Source organism: Winogradskyella sp. PC D3.3 (genome assembly GCF_054366245.1).
The window spans coordinates 2,503,533-2,519,253 of sequence record NZ_CM135962.1; the positions used below are offsets into that span (position 1 = coordinate 2,503,533).

Annotated in this window: 13 protein-coding genes; 3 read left to right on the plus strand and 10 right to left on the minus strand. The window is 33.7% G+C overall.

All coding sequences use genetic code 11. The features are described from left to right. Positions 1-77: 77 nt before the first annotated feature. The 6 genes from ACXGSQ_RS11020 to smpB all read right to left on the minus strand — a co-directional run bounded on the left by ACXGSQ_RS11020 (position 78) and on the right by smpB (position 7,330). Positions 78-1,895 carry a Xaa-Pro dipeptidyl-peptidase gene (locus ACXGSQ_RS11020; RefSeq protein ID WP_458626234.1) on the minus strand — a complete coding sequence of 606 codons (1,818 nt, stop codon included), beginning with the start codon at positions 1,893-1,895 and terminating at the stop codon, positions 78-80. A 229-nt stretch (positions 1,896-2,124) separates the two neighbouring features. Then, complete coding sequence (locus tag ACXGSQ_RS11025) at positions 2,125-3,138, minus strand: TQO small subunit DoxA domain-containing protein (protein ID WP_458626235.1); 1,014 nt, start codon at positions 3,136-3,138, stop codon at positions 2,125-2,127. A 72-nt stretch (positions 3,139-3,210) separates the two neighbouring features. Then, complete coding sequence (locus ACXGSQ_RS11030) at positions 3,211-3,609, minus strand: hypothetical protein (protein WP_458626236.1); 399 nt, start codon at positions 3,607-3,609, stop codon at positions 3,211-3,213. A gap of 6 nt (positions 3,610-3,615) precedes the next feature. Further along, positions 3,616-4,134, minus strand: coding sequence for a hypothetical protein (locus ACXGSQ_RS11035; protein ID WP_458626237.1), 519 nt, complete (start codon positions 4,132-4,134; stop codon positions 3,616-3,618). A 9-nt stretch (positions 4,135-4,143) separates the two neighbouring features. Beyond that, positions 4,144-6,609: a DUF5686 and carboxypeptidase regulatory-like domain-containing protein gene (locus ACXGSQ_RS11040; protein WP_458626238.1), complete on the minus strand. Its 2,466-nt coding sequence runs from the start codon at positions 6,607-6,609 to the stop codon at positions 4,144-4,146. Positions 6,610-6,871: 262 nt separating this feature from the next. Next, positions 6,872-7,330: an SsrA-binding protein SmpB gene (gene smpB / locus ACXGSQ_RS11045; protein WP_458626239.1), complete on the minus strand. Its 459-nt coding sequence runs from the start codon at positions 7,328-7,330 to the stop codon at positions 6,872-6,874. 252 nt (positions 7,331-7,582) lie between these two features. Here smpB and ACXGSQ_RS11050 point away from each other — a divergent pair, with 252 nt between their 5' ends. After that, entirely contained in the window at positions 7,583-8,368 is a 786-nt protein-coding gene (locus tag ACXGSQ_RS11050) for a DUF6503 family protein (RefSeq protein ID WP_458626240.1), read from the plus strand. Here ACXGSQ_RS11050 and ACXGSQ_RS11055 read toward each other — a convergent pair. From ACXGSQ_RS11055 to deoC, 3 genes are all read right to left on the minus strand, one after another. Beyond that, positions 8,354-8,854 carry a SixA phosphatase family protein gene (locus ACXGSQ_RS11055; RefSeq protein ID WP_458626241.1) on the minus strand — a complete coding sequence of 167 codons (501 nt, stop codon included), beginning with the start codon at positions 8,852-8,854 and terminating at the stop codon, positions 8,354-8,356. The genes ACXGSQ_RS11050 and ACXGSQ_RS11055 overlap by 15 nt on opposite strands. A gap of 116 nt (positions 8,855-8,970) precedes the next feature. Next, positions 8,971-9,669: a purine-nucleoside phosphorylase gene (gene deoD / locus ACXGSQ_RS11060; RefSeq protein ID WP_458626242.1), complete on the minus strand. Its 699-nt coding sequence runs from the start codon at positions 9,667-9,669 to the stop codon at positions 8,971-8,973. Between the two features lie 24 nt (positions 9,670-9,693). Continuing rightward, the gene (gene deoC / locus ACXGSQ_RS11065) at positions 9,694-10,356 is read right to left on the minus strand and encodes a deoxyribose-phosphate aldolase (RefSeq protein WP_458626243.1); all 663 of its coding nucleotides are present in this window, start codon (positions 10,354-10,356) and stop codon (positions 9,694-9,696) included. A 431-nt stretch (positions 10,357-10,787) separates the two neighbouring features. Here deoC and mqo point away from each other — a divergent pair, with 431 nt between their 5' ends. Further along, the gene (gene mqo / locus ACXGSQ_RS11070) at positions 10,788-12,275 is read left to right on the plus strand and encodes a malate dehydrogenase (quinone) (RefSeq protein WP_458626244.1); all 1,488 of its coding nucleotides are present in this window, start codon (positions 10,788-10,790) and stop codon (positions 12,273-12,275) included. A 124-nt stretch (positions 12,276-12,399) separates the two neighbouring features. On the opposite strand, the gene clpB is transcribed toward mqo, so the two are convergent. Beyond that, on the minus strand, positions 12,400-15,006 hold the full coding sequence (gene clpB, locus ACXGSQ_RS11075; RefSeq protein ID WP_458626245.1) for an ATP-dependent chaperone ClpB: 2,607 nt from the start codon (positions 15,004-15,006) through the stop codon (positions 12,400-12,402). 279 nt (positions 15,007-15,285) lie between these two features. Here clpB and ytxJ point away from each other — a divergent pair, with 279 nt between their 5' ends. Continuing rightward, positions 15,286-15,663, plus strand: a complete 378-nt coding sequence (ytxJ, locus tag ACXGSQ_RS11080) for a bacillithiol system redox-active protein YtxJ (protein WP_458626246.1) — start codon at positions 15,286-15,288, stop codon at positions 15,661-15,663. The last annotated feature ends 58 nt before the right edge of the window (positions 15,664-15,721 follow it).

Genomic DNA, 15,721 nt, shown 5'->3' on the forward strand with positions numbered 1-15,721 from the left:
GTTTTTAACAGTTATATACAAAAGAAACACGCATTGTTTATAAAACAGTCCTACTAAAGATTCAAGGTGAAACACAACTAATTCGTTGCCTTTACAAAAGTAGCTTGACCGCCAACAATAGGTAAGGTCAACGTGGTTTTGTCTAATTTAATAGTTAGTACTGTTCCTGCTTTTGGATGCAATGTAAATTCCTTATCACTAGAAAAAATCATAAAGCCAATTTGTTGTCCGGCTTTAATGATTTGATCATCGGGTTGTAAATCAAAATTTACGGTATAAAATTCACCTAGTTTTAAATCTTCTTCATCTGTTAATGATTTATAATTCTTAGGATCTGCCCAACCACGTGTAATAATATTATCTGTAATTTTACCTCCTTCGTTCCAAGGTAAAGAGACTAACCAAACCGAAAGATTTGCAGCGGGTTTATTACTAGATAAGGTGATACTCACTTTTGGTACACCTGAAAGATGAAGGTCTTTTTTTAATTTAGGTGTTACATAAAGTAGTCTGTTTTTTGAATAGGCCACTTTAGCCAGTTCACTACCTGAAATTGAAGCATCATCGGTTAAGCTTTCAACTTTTACTGTACCAGGTTTTAGTGTTAAACCACCAGACATAACGCCTCCAGCCCTTAAATTTAAAGTCACGTCTGAAGCTTCAGGGTTTGGATAATCTTTATAAGCGGTTGGGTGTTGTGCATCGTCATTTTCCCTTACGATATAAGCTTTGTTTTCTTCTTTTTCGATACCATTATCAATACCATGTAGATATTTTGTAAACCATTTGTTCATCATTGAAGTTGGAGGTGGACCACCATGACCCAATTGATGGTAGTAAATCATCGTTGGTAAGCCTTTCTCTTTTGCCGCTTTATAAATACGGTAACTGTGTTCTGGCATTACATTCCAGTCGTTAAAACCATGTGACATTAATAAGGCGGCTTTCATATGGTCCATTTGATTAAGGTAATCTCTTTCTGCCCAAAAATCATTATAGTCACCGGTCTCTCTATCCATACCGTTTTTCATTTTGGTATCTCTGATGGTTTTATTGTTATAGGGTCTGTTTTCTTCTTTTCCGCTATGCACAAAATCGTATAATACATCAATGTCTTCACCTAAATAGCCGCCAGGTGAACGCACCAAACCGTTAGAACGGTAATAATGATAATAAGAGGTATTAGGTGCAATAGGAATAATAGCTTCTAAGCCTTCCACTCCTGTGGTTGCTGCAGCTAAAGGAAGCGTTCCATTATAAGATGTACCTGTCATACCAATTTTACCTGTAGACCAATAGGCTTTTACTTCTTCGTTACCTTCGCGTTCCGTATAAGCTTTGGCTCTGCCACATAACCAATTAATTACTGCTTTTGGAGCTAAGGATTCGTTTTCACCTCCAATGGTTGGTGCACCATCAGATAAACCGGTTCCGGGAGAAGAGGAATGCACAACGATATAGCCTCTAGGAACCCATTTTCTAATATGAGAGTTCGAAATAATCGGACGTTTTCCTCGACGCATTACTTCAGGATGAACACGTTCTTTTGCTGTGTCTCCTAATTCGATATTAACGTCCCACATTACTCCAGGTAGATCGGAAGCAACACCAGCAAAATAGGGGCTTGTTATATAAATTACGGGTAGTTTTAAATCTTCAGTTTCCGTTTGTTCTGGACGGGTTACAGACACATGCATACGATCAAGCTTTCCATTTCCATCGGTATCAAATGTTGTTTCTACCCACAAATCGTGACGAAGCCATTTTTTAGAATCACTAAAAGCATCTACAATTTGGGCTTCACCATCTTTAAAAATAGGTGTTGCTTTTTGGGCATAGCTAATAATAGAAAATGCAATTGTGATTACAAAACTTGATTTAAATGAAAGGCTCATATTAAAATATTTTTTAACGTTCTGATAAAAGTAAGCAGTATTTTGTTATAACTGAAATATGTGTAAGTTTCTTTAAATGACTTTGCCGTTACTAGAATGTAAATGTTTGATTTTATAAATAAGATCTTGCAGTCTTTAATTTTTTTGGAACAGAGGAAAGTAAAGGTTCTAAAAGGCTTCTGAAGTCCATGGTAGTTATCAAAGACCTCAGAAGTTTTTATGTCAAGCGCTATTTCTTTATTGAATGTTCCCAATATGCCCCACTAATATCTGTGATTTTAAGAGTGTAGTTGCCGCTTGGCAAATTTTCAATTTCAGTAGTATTGAGTGTCATTTTAGCTTTAGCACCTAGAGGTACAATTAAACTGTGTTTTCCAGGTTTGATTTTAGCAATGTAATAATTGTCTATTGCTTGACTAGGTAGCGTTGCCAATTTGTCTTGTGTAAAATTGACAAGGGTATTTCCCTGTTGATCTTTGAGTTTTATACCAATAATCCAAGCGCCATAAACATCTACACCTTCAACTCTAAAAATATTAAACGTTAAGCCTTCTCGATCTATTTTGCCTTCTGTAATTTTAAGTTTAGGTTTTACTGATTTATTGTGTAAGGTTCCCCAAAGGCCACCATGAAAGACTTGATTGGTATATAAGGTTAGCCCAAAAATCAGAAAAGACCCAATAATAACCACTTTAGAAAAGAGATAATTTTTTATGGGATGTGTTCCTGAACCAATCCAAGGAAACCATTTTTTTTTGGTAATTGAATAATCCTTTGTCATTAAGTAATTGTCTAGAGAACCATAGCCACTTCCTGTTAAAAACAGAACAAATCCCGTAGCAATCCCAAGGACTCCAATTTGCCATTCATCTAAACAGGTGGTGCCTATCCAACCCGAACCTAGTAAAATTCCCATGGCTAATCCAAATACGGCAATACTCATTAACCTTGTAAATAATCCAAACATTATAAATAATCCAACAATCCCTTCAATGATGGTAAAAGCCACCATATTATAATAGAGGATATCAGGATTTTCTACTAAATATTGAATAATTGGTTTTATACCTAAAGCGTTTGGAAGGAAGTGATTGAATTTTTCCCCAATATAACCAGGTAATTCTGGATCTAATTTGTTAGCTAAAATAGTGCGTCTAAAAAACGCAGAAAAATAAGTCCAACCAATAACTAATCGGACTGCAAGGGCTAAGAAACCCGAATCATTTTTAATATGTAAATTCATTGTGTATATCTATAAAGTAATTAATAATTTCAGACTAGCGGCGTGCACTAGTACTAGGAGTGAAGAAATTAATTATAGATATGCCTTGTTGTTTTGATAGAGAATATAATATGGTGCTAATGGCGGGACCGCACTTCTAGCATTGTAATATTGTGTAATGGGCCTCTTAGAAAGCGCAATAACATCATTATTAAATTGTGATGGCTTAAATAATACAGCTTGGGAAATCTGAAGATTGATGATTGATTTCGATAAGACTGTTTCTGCATCATTAGAAATATCACAAGTGCCCTGTTTTAAGGATGCGATACTTTTATTTGAGACTTCGGTTTTAGGTAATTCAAAAACCTCTTGAATCGAATTTCTAATTTTACAGGGAGAGAATAACAATAGCAGAACTAAGCCTATAATTGATAGGGTAGAAGTAAGTTGCTTTATATGGTATGAGATTTTCATCAGAAAATGAATCACCTAGAGCTAGTTTTTAGGTAAATAGGTTTTGGGAATTGGTTGGTTTTCAGATTCTTGTTTCCAATATAAATTTACAATCCACCAGCGTTTTCCATCATTAAATAATTGAATACTATTAATACCTCTCATAAAAGGAGTTGTATCCGTTTCGTTTTTATAAGCTTCATAAGTACTAAAAACATGTGCGATGTTACCAAAAATTTGAGTTTCTCGTTGTATTTCTACTTCGTGAAAACCATTTTCTACTAGCCATTGCCCTGACGTTTTGATATAGTCTTTAGGTGACATGTAGCGCACTGTAATTTCTTTTTTTTCATTTTTTCCTGTTGGAATTAGTTTAGCATCTTTTTTAAATAGATGTTTAAATAATTCCCAATTACGTGTTTCACCTTTACCTCCAGAAATCACCGAATATAAAGTGGCGATGGTACTGTCTAGTGTAGCGACGTTTTTTGAGTAGTCTTTTGTTTCTTGGGCGGTAAGACCAATTGAAAACAGAAGTATGATTAAGAATGATTTTTTCATGCTATAAAGTTAAAAGAATTTTAGACCAAATACAATGGCATCACTTTGAAATCCGCTTTGATAAGAACGTAAATAGTCAACTCTTAAAAATCTCCATTTTCCCCAGCCCATATTGTCTATACCAACGGAATATTCTTGGTAGGGTTTAAAGTCTGGTTTAGCCAATACATGTGCTCCGACCACTAAATTAAAATTCAACTTATTTAGTAATGGTAATTTTCCGAGTAAAAAACCATTAAAATCGTGTTCTACATGGCCTTCAAAATAAGTGTCATTGGTACTTGCTGAATAGTAATCTAAATTATTAAATACATTAGTATAATTGCCTTCTGTACTTGCATGTGTTTGGTTACCATTAAAGTGTTGGTAATCCATAAACGCAATGCTTTCAGCATTAAAGAACGTTCCGCCTTTTAGATGATACATAAATCGACCTTTATCTTTTATGTTAAACGACTGCTTCAGACTGGCTTTAATTTGGTCGTAATTATAATTACTGTTTGTAGCGGCAAAACCTTTTTCGTAACCTAAATATAAGGTTGGATAATCATCATTACCCACATTGTATTTGGCATCTGGATAACTTAAATATTCTTGTCCAAAATTAATACGTGCATCAATATTTGCTTTTACAATATTGTGGGTTTCAAAAGAAGCCATGCCATAAGCCGCTTCGTTTAATGGATTATTACTTGTATAAGCATCATGGTCTTCGTTAATGAATGTCTGGTCCGAAGTGTTGTATAGGGCTTTTCGTCTTTCGTAGCTTAAATCAGCATATAGTCTGAAACCGTTTAATAGTTCTTCAGAATAATTTACAGTGACAAAACTTTTATCGTATAACTTTATGTAGTTATCTTCAAAAAAGAGTGTGCTTACCGTATTTATTAATGGAGAAATAGGGTTAGATGGATTGAATTGTTCTGCGGAAACACCACCAGATAAGGATAGAAATGAATTACTAAAACTATTAAATTTATAGGTTACAGTACCTGTAGCGCGCAAACGTTCGTCTGAAAAGCCATATTGAAGGTTTCCACTTGCTCTAAAAAAGCGTTTAAAGTCATCGTAATTTTTAGTGTAAAACACATTGGCATTAGCGGTATACCCTTGAACGGTATTAAATTGTATCCCTAATAAAGGGATATCGTAACCCAAATGATAATTCTTATTTGAATTTTGATAGGTGTAACCTAAAATGTTTGCTAATTTGAATTTGTTATTTACGCCATCGATAGAATCTAAATAAGGTTTAGACTCGCGTAAGATTTGTATACTGTCTTTTCTTATATAATCGGTACGTTCTTCAGAGGTCAGAGGAACAGGTCTAATGGTCTTCCAAAAGATAGAATCTTTTTTATTGGCTTCTTTTTCAAAAGCCACGATTTCTCTATTGAAGTCTTTTCTTGTAAGTCCAATATTAAATTCATAATTGCTATATACCGCTGTAAAACGGCCTTCTCCTTTAATGCCAAATAAAGCATATTTAAAGTCGATACTTTGTGAAATTTGAGCCCAGATATCATCGGTTTCGGAATAGGAAAAACTCTGTTGTAACGAGAGGATATCGACCATTGGAATACGGGCTTGTGCGCCTGTTAAGTCTAGTTCTAATGCAAAAATATCCCATTGATCTTCCACAATATAAATAACGCCAGAAAACACAGGGTCGTTTTTACGTTTAGGTATAACTTTAATCTTGTTGATGAGGTTACCTCGGTCGTCGTAGAAAACTCCTTCAAGTTTATAACGGTAATACCCAAAGGCATTGTTCGCTATCGGTGAGATAATTTCATTTCCAAAACTAATCGTATTGTTATAAAAATTAAAATCAACGTCTAGGGCACTATTAAAGCTAAAACCATTACTATTACCACTAATTTTTGAAGCTGTAATTTTTTCTTTCAGCTTGTCTGGATTCAGAAATTGAATTTTTGAAATCGTTTCAGATAAGTAGATAATGCCACTTCGAGTAGAATCTAATCCACCTCCTAAATCACCAACATCTTGACCCATTATTTTTTCTGGGGCATCCTTGATTTTTATTAAACCTCTAGAATAGAAATCGGCTTTAAATGAATTTATTTTTTCAAGATTCTCCTTTCGTTTTGCAATAGCTTGACGCATGATTGCATTGGCCGGATCATTTTCTGAATCGATTAGAACTTCACTTAGAGATACAGACGTTTCAGTTAACGTTACGTTCAGTTGATATGGAAATTTATCGATTGCAACTGTTTTTTTTACGGTTTTATAACCAAGATAACTATAAACAAGGGTGTAGGTTTTAGGTGTTGAAATATTGAGTTCATAATAACCGTCATCATTACTGGTCGTCCCTTTATAGGTGTTTTCTATTAAAATATTGACAAAGGGAAGGGCTTCGTTGTTTTGATCGGTAATGATACCTTTAATTTGCGCAGAGGCTACAGTTCCAATGACAATAAAAAGAAGACTGAGTAGTTGTTTTTGCATAGTGCTATTGATTGATGATTTTTGTTTTCTTCGACTTAAGGGCAATTGTTTTTTTGTAACAAAATTCGTGCCTTAACAAACTCAACCTTAAAATCAATAAATAAATTTAAATGTTTGAGTCTATTTATATAGACCATATTAAATAGAAAATAGTTGCCTTGGGGGCTAAATATATTTCAAATTTAATACCTAATCGGGTCGTAAATTATAGTCTCAAACATAGACTAAAATAATTTAGAGGAAGTTATAACAATCTTAAAACTTATCGGAAATCTTTCTTAATACGATCTAAGTTACGCTTATTGTCACGATCTTTAATCGTTTCGCGTTTATCGTAGAGTTTTTTACCTTTTGCTAATGCAATGACTAATTTAGCTAGTCCTTTTTCGTTAGTGAATAAGCGCAATGGAATAATGGCATTCCCTTTTATATCCATTTCTTTTTTTAGCTTCTTAAGCTCCTTTTTGTTAAGTAAAAGTTTACGTTCGGCTTTTGGTCTATGATTATAGTAGGTGCCGTATTTGTATTCTTCAACCGTCATATTAATCACAAATAATTCACCTCTGTCATTAAACTCACAAAAACTTTCAGCAATAGACGCTTTGCTAGATCTGATAGATTTAATTTCAGTTCCAGTAAGTACAATTCCAGCGGTATATTTATCTAATATCTCGTACTGAAATTTTGCTTTCTTATTAAGTATGTTTACTTTTTTTTGCATGGGAGACAAAGATAAGAAAGTAAGATTGAAGTTTGAAGCTCGATCTTGTAAGTTTTTTTACGAAATTTTGAAATGTAAATGTTGTAAAGCAAAATGCCGTTTATCCGAGTTTTCTTAGAACCGTGAAACGCTTATAGCGTAAATTATAAGCTAAAAAGCTTGACTATTGAAATGGACTTTAAGCTCAATTTAAGACATTTTTGTAATCTTATCTCTAGTTTTGCGACTCTAATATCTAAAAATAATCTTTTGATGAAATATACACTCTTACTACTATTCGTTGTGATGCTTTCGAGCTGTAAAAATGAAAATTCTAACCTGATGAATTCAGATTTAAAAACGGAAACTAAAGGGTTGACAGCAGATGATATCATAACGAAGTCTATCAATGTTTCTGGAGGAGAACGGTTTAAGAGATCGAGTCTTAAATTTGAATTTAGAGATGTCTATTATCAAGCTTTGCGCAAGAATCACGAGTTTCTTTTAGTCCGGGTTTTAGTCAATGACAAGGATTCTATATTCGATATGTTAAGCAATGTTGGTTTTGAGCGTTATCAAAATGAGAAGTTTGTACAGTTAGAGGATTCGATAGCAGAAAACTATGCTGCTTCGGTAAATTCTGTGCATTATTTCTCTGTGTTACCTTATGGATTAAATGATGCAGCCGTTAATAAAGAGCTATTAGGAAGTGAGCAAATAAAACATAAAGATTATTATAAAATTAAAGTCACTTTTAATGAAGATGGAGGAGGTGAAGATTATGAAGATGTTTTTGTCTATTGGGTCAATAAAGAAACGTTTAAGGTCGATTATTTAGCCTATTCGTATGTTGAAGACAGCGGAGTTGGTATGCGTTTTAGAGAAGCTTATAATGAGCGTTACCTCAAAGGATTGCGTTTTGTAGATTATAACAATTATAAAACGGAAGATACTTCAATTGCACTTATAGAGCTTGGAAAAGCTTTTGAAGAAAATCGGCTAAAATTATTATCTAAAATTGAACTTAAAAATGTAAACGTTGAATTAGTTAACAACTGATAATTTAGACGTTTTATTATCTTTAGTGATAGTAACAATGTAAAGGTTGGCATTATTATCATCAGCAATGTCTTCATATTTATCTTCACCTAAAAGATCATTCACAAATTTTGGCGTGGTGTTACTATGACCAACAACTAAAACAGTTTTACCCTGTGTCTTTTCCATAAATTCTACAATCTTCATGTCTGAAGGATTGTAGAATTGAATTTCTAAATGCTTAGCGTTTGCCGTTGGTGAAGCCGTTTGTTTGGTTCTGTTATAATCCGTAGAATAGATGGCGTCAAATTTAATATCTTTGAAATGTTTTGCCCAAAGTTCTGCACGTTTTAAGCCAGCTTCATTAAGATTAGGGTTTCTGTTCGTTTGGTCCGAACGATCCTTTTCAGCATGTCTAATTAAATAATACGTTGAGACGTCCTCTTTTTGTTCGCAAGATGAAAACGCTAAACATGCAACTAGTATTAATAGAATTAATTTTTTCATGATAAAATGAATTAGTTGAGACTAATATAATGTTTCTTTAATACCGTTATTGCAGAACAAATCGACTCTGTATTTTACAGATATAGCTTTTGATGTAAAGTAACGCGATTTAAAGGTTACGCTAATTCTAATGCAACTTCGATCATATTTTTAAACGTAGTTTCACGCTCTATACTTGTGGTACTCTCTCCTGTAACTAAAGAATCTGAAATTGTTAAAATAGCTAAGGCATTAGCATTATGCTTTGCGGCTACAGTATAAAGACCAGCAGCTTCCATTTCTACACATAATACACCAAACTTAGACCATTTTTTATAAGACTCTTTATCGTCTTCATAAAACTCATCTGAAGATAAAACATTGCCAGCTTTTATGGCTATGTTTTTAGCACGAGCAGCTTCTACCGCTTTTATAAATAAGCCAAAATCAGCTGTAGGGGCATAATCAGCACCACCAAAGCGCAATTCATTAACGCCAGATGTAGATGAGGCAGCCATGGCTAAAACGACGTCTCTTATTTTTACATCTTTTTGATAAGAACCAGCACTACCAACTCTAATAAGATTTTTTACACCATATTGCTCTATAAGTTCCGTGGCATAAATTGAAATACTAGGCACTCCCATACCAGTTCCCATAGTAGAAACTCGTTTCCCTTTGTAGGTGCCAGTATAGCCATACATTCCTCTTACTTCATTAAAGCATTTAGGATCTTCAAAAAAAGTTTCAGCAATCCATTTGGCTCTTAATGGGTCACCAGGTAATAAAATAGTTTCTGCGATTTCGCCTTTTTTGGCTCCGATATGTACACTCATAAAACAAAGTTAAGCAAAGTGTTTTTAATATGCGGTATCTGTAATTAGATTATTCATCATTGCAACTCCTGATGAAGCACCAATTCTGTCGACACCAATATCAATATATTTTTGGGCTGTTTCTGCATCTCTAATACCTCCAGAAGCTTTTATCTTAAGACGATCTTTTACTGTTTTTCTCATGATTTTAACAGCCGTTAAAGTTGCACCACTTTTTGAGAAACCAGTAGACGTTTTAACAAAATCCGCTTTAGCATCAATACAGATTTCACAAGCTTTTACAATTTCATTTTTTGAAAGTTCGCTAATTTCAAGAATAACTTTAAGCGTTATATTACCTATGGCTCTTTTAACATTAGTAATGTCTTTGAGAACAGCGAGATAATTTTTGCTTTTCATGCGTCCAATGTTTAGTACCATATCAATTTCTGTGGCACCTTGATTAATGGCATTTTTGGCTTCAAAAATCTTAGCTTCTGTAGACATGGCTCCCAAAGGAAAACCAACAACAGTACAAACTTTTACGTCAGATCTGCCTAAAGCTTGTTTGGCGAGTAAAACATAACTGCTATTCACACAAACAGAATAAAAATTATATTTTAACGCTTCATCGCAAAGTTTCAGAATATCTGCTTCGGTAGCAGAGGCACTTAATAAAGTGTGGTCTATGTATCTATTCAATTTCATTATTATAAGTAGGGTTTATAATGGATATTTAGTGACAGTAATACCTAAAAAAATATAGGGGTTACAACACAAAAATTAAAAAATATTAAAAAACTGATTGAATTAAATAGCTCGACAAAGCTAGTCATTTATCCGATAAATGGTGTCTTTATTATTTTATTTTATTATGCATTTCGTCGAATAATTGTTAATAACTTCGAAAGTTATTCATTTTAAGACGTGTAGAAATTGATGTCTTTTAATGAAAATTTACTTGATATTTTGATTTTTAAATAAGATAACAGTTTCTTGTGTTCTTCTCATAGCGTACATTTGGAGATGGCTGGTTAAGAAAAAAGTTACGGTCTTAAAAACTAGACTAATACAAGTTTTTTGAAGGTGAATGAAGTGATCTGAATTATTACTAGTATATTGAAAATTAAACGAAAAAGATGAATAAAAAGCTGAATACGAGTATAGAATACGATTTAATATGTGTTGGCGGTGGAATAATGAGTGCTACATTAGCGCTTATTTCTAAAATATTGAAGCCCGATTTAAACGTATTAATTGTAGAACGTTTAGATGATGTTGCTCAAGAAAGTTCTGCAGCCTGGAATAATGCAGGAACAGGTCATTCTGCTTTATGTGAATTAAATTATTGTCCACAAGAAGAAAATGGTTCTGTATCTATAAAAAAAGCCATTGAAATTTGCAGGCAGTTTGAAATATCAAAACAGTTTTGGTCTTTTTTAGTAGAAGAAGGGCTAATTTCTAATCCTGAAGATTTTATTAAAAACGTACCACATCATAGTTGGGTGACAGGCAAGGAGAATTCTGATTATTTAGAAGCGCGATTTAAAGCTTTTAAAAATCATTATTTGTTTGATTCTATTGAATTTACTCGAGATATTGATAAAATGAAATCGTGGTTTCCGTTAATAGCAGAAGGACGGTCTTTAAATGAGGAAATGGCGGCATCTCGAATTGAACGAGGAGCAGAAGTGAATTATGGGAATCTTACAAAGCAGCTTTTTCATTGTCTTGAAACCAAATTTAATACACCTGTGTATTGCAATATGGAAGTGCAAGATGTTGACCCAAGTCCAGATATCGATTGGACGGTTGAATTAAAAGATTTAAATACAAATGAGACCTACAATATTGAATCAAAACATGTTTTTATTGGAGCAGGAGGTGCTAGTTTATTATTGCTTCAGAAAGTTGAAATAGAAGAGAAGGATGGCTATGGTGGGTTTCCGGTAAGTGGAGAATGGTTGGTTTGTAAAAATGAAGCTATTATTAAACAGCATAATGCTAAGGTTTACAGCAAAGCAGGACCAAATGATCCTCCTATGTCAACACCACATTTAGATACGAGATATATTGATGGTAAGCGCGAGTTATTATTTGGACCTTTTGCAGGTTTTAGTCCTAAGTTTTTAAAAGAAGGTTCAAATTTTGATTTATTAAAATCTATTCAATTCGATAATTTATCTCCAATGTTAGGTGCTTTTTGGCATAATTTACCTTTAACGAAATATTTGGTTGAGCAAGTTAGTATGAGTCATGAGGATCGCATGAATGAACTTAGAAAATTCTATAAAAATGCTAAAAGTGAGGATTGGGAGCTACTTGTTGCAGGTCAACGTGTTCAAATTATTAAAAAAGATGAATACCAAGGTGGTAAATTACAATTTGGAACTGAAGTTGTTAGCAGTAAAAACGGCAGTATTACTTGTCTTTTAGGAGCGTCACCAGGAGCATCGACAGCAGCACCGATTATGATGCGTGTTTTAGAAAAAGCGTTTCCAGAAATTATCAATTCGGAAAAAGGAAAACAAGGACTCCATAAAATGTTACCAATGTATAATACCGAATTAACTAAAGAATTATTTGAAGCCCAACTTGAAAAGTCTAAGAATGCCTTAAAATTATAAAAAGGAAGAGCAACACGCCTTTCAATTGCTTGAAAATTGTGTTGCTCTTAACCAACCAATCAATCGTATAGACTGTTTCTATTTTAAAATGTTACGGTTGACCTCAATTTTATTTGAGACCTGTTTACAATTCTTTTGCCACTAAATCACCTTGATTTCTAAAGACGAGTTGCCCATCAAATTCATCAAGTAAAATGATACTGTCTGTTGTCACTTTTCCAGCTAATATTTCTTTGCTCAATTCGTTCAATACATCTTTCTGTATCACTCGTTTTACAGGTCTTGCACCATATTCTGGATTATAACCTTTATCAGCTAAGTAATTTACAGCCTCTGGTGTTGCATCAAAGGTAATACCTTGTTTTGCTATCATTTTAGTGATGCCTTTGAGTTGTAACCCAACAATATCAATAATGTTTTCTTTAGATAAAGGTGTAAACATTATGGTTTCATCAATTCGGTTTAAAAACTCAGGTCTTACGGTTTGTTTCAATAAAGCTAAAACATCTATTTTAGCTGCTTCAATGGCTGAAGAAATATCTTTAGTTGCTTCAAAACGTTCTTGTATAATATGACTTCCCATGTTAGAGGTCATAATTATTATCGTGTTTTTAAAATCGGCAACACGTCCTTTATTGTCCGTTAATCGGCCTTCATCTAATACTTGTAATAAGATATTAAAGGTATCTGGATGTGCTTTTTCAATTTCATCTAACAAGACAACAGAATAAGGTTTTCTTCTTACGGCTTCTGTTAATTGCCCTCCTTCATCATAACCCACGTATCCTGGAGGCGCACCAACCAAACGACTTACAGCATGACGTTCTTGGTATTCGCTCATATCAATACGCGTCAAAGCGTTTTCATCGTCAAATAGATATTCCGCTAAGGCTTTGGCTAATTCGGTTTTACCAACACCTGTTGTTCCTAAAAACAAGAAGGTTCCTATTGGTTTTTGCGGATTTTGTAGTCCCGCTCTAGAGCGACGTACAGCATCACTAACCGCTACGATTGCTTCTTCTTGACCTACCACACGTTTATGTAATTCGTCTTCAAGTTTTAGTAATTTTTCACGATCACTTTGAAGCATTTTTGTTACCGGAATACCAGTCCATTTTGCAACCACATCTGCAATGTCTTCATAGGTAACTTCCTCTTTTATTAATGAAGTGCCTTGTTGGTTCGCTAATTCTTTTTGGTATTTTTCAAGTCGCTCAGTGGCATCTTTTATTTTTCCATATCTAATTTCTGCTACTTTTCCATAATCACCATCACGTTCTGCACGCTCAGCTTCAACTTTAAAGTTTTCAATTTCTTCTTTAATGTTTTGAACGTTATCGACAACTTCTTTTTCAGACATCCATTTGGCATTCAGCTCGTTTCGTTGTTCTTTAAGATTTGCTAAATCCGCTTTTAAGCTTTTTAATTTACTTTCATCTTTTTCACGTTTAATGGCTTCATGTTCAATTTCAAGCTGCATTATTTTACGATCTAAAACATCTAATTCTTCTGGTTTAGAGTTGATTTCCATTCGTAATTTAGAAGCGGCCTCATCCATTAAGTCAATGGCTTTATCTGGAAGGAAACGATTGGTGATATAACGCTGTGATAATTCTACGGCACCAATAATAGCTTCATCTTTAATTCTTACTTTGTGATGGGCTTCATATTTCTCTTTAATACCTCTAAGAATAGAAATGGCACTTTCAGTATCTGGCTCATCGACTTTTACCATTTGAAAACGACGCTCTAAAGCTTTATCTTGCTCAAAATATTTCTGATACTCATCTAAAGTGGTTGCACCAATAGCTCTCAATTCTCCACGTGCTAAAGCAGGTTTTAAAATGTTAGCGGCATCCATAGCACCTTGTCCACCTCCAGCACCAACTAAGGTATGAATCTCATCTATAAATAAAACAATATCTCCATCACTTTCCGTAACTTCTTTGATAACCGCTTTTAAACGCTCTTCAAATTCACCTTTGTATTTTGCACCTGCAATTAAGGCTCCCATATCTAAGGCGAAAATCTGTTTGTCCTTAAGGTTCTCAGGAATATCCCCGTCTATAATTCGATGTGCTAAACCTTCAGCAATAGCGGTTTTACCTGTTCCAGGTTCACCAACTAAGATGGGATTGTTTTTGGTTCTTCGAGATAGAATTTGAAGAATTCTTCTAATTTCTTCATCGCGACCAATCACAGGGTCTAATTTGCCATCTCGTGCTAATTGATTTAAGTTTTTAGCATATTTATTAAGCGAATTATAGGTTTCTTCTTGACTTTGAGACGTCACACGATCTCCCTTTCTTAATTCTTCGATAGCCGCATTTAAACCTTTTTCAGTGACTCCTTGATCTTTTAAGATTTGGGCAATTTTACTTTTAGATTTAAAGATAGCTAAAATTAAGTGTTCTATTGAAACGTAATCATCATTCATCTTTTTAGCGATGATGGATGCTTCGTTTAACGTTTTACTAGCTTCTCGAGAGAGCATAATATCTCCTCCTGAAACTTTTGGGAAACTTTCGAGGTCTTTGTCTAATATTTGTTGAAGCATTGGAATATTAACATTCAACTTTTTAAGTAAAAATGGTAATACATTTTCATCAACATTAAAGAGCGCTTTAAAAATGTGCTCGTTTTCTATTTGCTGATGACCAAAACTTTGGGCAAGTTGCTGCGCTTGCTGAATAGCTTCTTGCGATTTAATGGTATAGTTGTTAAAATTCATCTTTTATTGTTTTTATAGTTAACATGAAACTTATACAGTTCTAAAATCAACCTTGTTTTATTGTTGTGTTTGACTATCTTTAAACAATTATCTTACCAATCTAATAATGTAAGAATTAAGCGACAAAATGTCTGTTTTGGTGCTTTTCTTAATGACGTTTTGTCTTATGTAAGATTACGAATTTGTTTCGACTTAAAGAATGACCTTGGTCAGTTTAAGGTTTTAGTTATAGGTTAACTAAATCGCTAGAACTGACGATAGACCTTTTAAAAAAATATTATGTTTAAAAAATTATTCGGTTCTTCAGAACCAAAAGAAGAAAAGGTATTGCCTTGGCAGCCATTAAGCGACGTATCTCAATTAAGTACTATTGAAGAGCGATCTAAAACCAAAACGCAGTTTATATTTAAACACTCTACGCGTTGTGGTATCAGTAGTATGGTAATGAAACAATTTGTGTCTGCATATGATATAGAAATAAATGCCGATTTGTATTATTTGGATTTGTTGAGTTACAGAGCTGTTTCTAATGACGTTGGTTATAAGTTTCAAGTAATGCATCAATCTCCTCAGCTTATCGTAGTAAAGCATGGGGTAGTAGTAGCGCATGCCTCTCATGGTGCTATAAATGATATTGTTTTAGAGCAATTTATTTAAATAATTTATTTATAAAACTAACATTTACTGCTGTTTAACGAAGAAATTAGATGTTTGT

Coding starts and splice junctions, on each gene's coding strand:
- ACXGSQ_RS11020 (WP_458626234.1), bottom strand. CDS start 1,895: ATGAGCCTTTCATTTAAATCAAGTTTTGTAATCACAATTGCATTTTCT.
- ACXGSQ_RS11025 (WP_458626235.1), bottom strand. CDS start 3,138: ATGAATTTACATATTAAAAATGATTCGGGTTTCTTAGCCCTTGCAGTC.
- ACXGSQ_RS11035 (WP_458626237.1), bottom strand. CDS start 4,134: ATGAAAAAATCATTCTTAATCATACTTCTGTTTTCAATTGGTCTTACC.
- ACXGSQ_RS11040 (WP_458626238.1), bottom strand. CDS start 6,609: ATGCAAAAACAACTACTCAGTCTTCTTTTTATTGTCATTGGAACTGTA.
- smpB (WP_458626239.1), bottom strand. CDS start 7,330: ATGCAAAAAAAAGTAAACATACTTAATAAGAAAGCAAAATTTCAGTAC.
- ACXGSQ_RS11050 (WP_458626240.1), top strand. CDS start 7,583: ATGAAATATACACTCTTACTACTATTCGTTGTGATGCTTTCGAGCTGT.
- ACXGSQ_RS11055 (WP_458626241.1), bottom strand. CDS start 8,854: ATGAAAAAATTAATTCTATTAATACTAGTTGCATGTTTAGCGTTTTCA.
- deoD (WP_458626242.1), bottom strand. CDS start 9,669: ATGAGTGTACATATCGGAGCCAAAAAAGGCGAAATCGCAGAAACTATT.
- deoC (WP_458626243.1), bottom strand. CDS start 10,356: ATGAAATTGAATAGATACATAGACCACACTTTATTAAGTGCCTCTGCT.
- mqo (WP_458626244.1), top strand. CDS start 10,788: ATGAATAAAAAGCTGAATACGAGTATAGAATACGATTTAATATGTGTT.
- clpB (WP_458626245.1), bottom strand. CDS start 15,006: ATGAATTTTAACAACTATACCATTAAATCGCAAGAAGCTATTCAGCAA.
- ytxJ (WP_458626246.1), top strand. CDS start 15,286: ATGTTTAAAAAATTATTCGGTTCTTCAGAACCAAAAGAAGAAAAGGTA.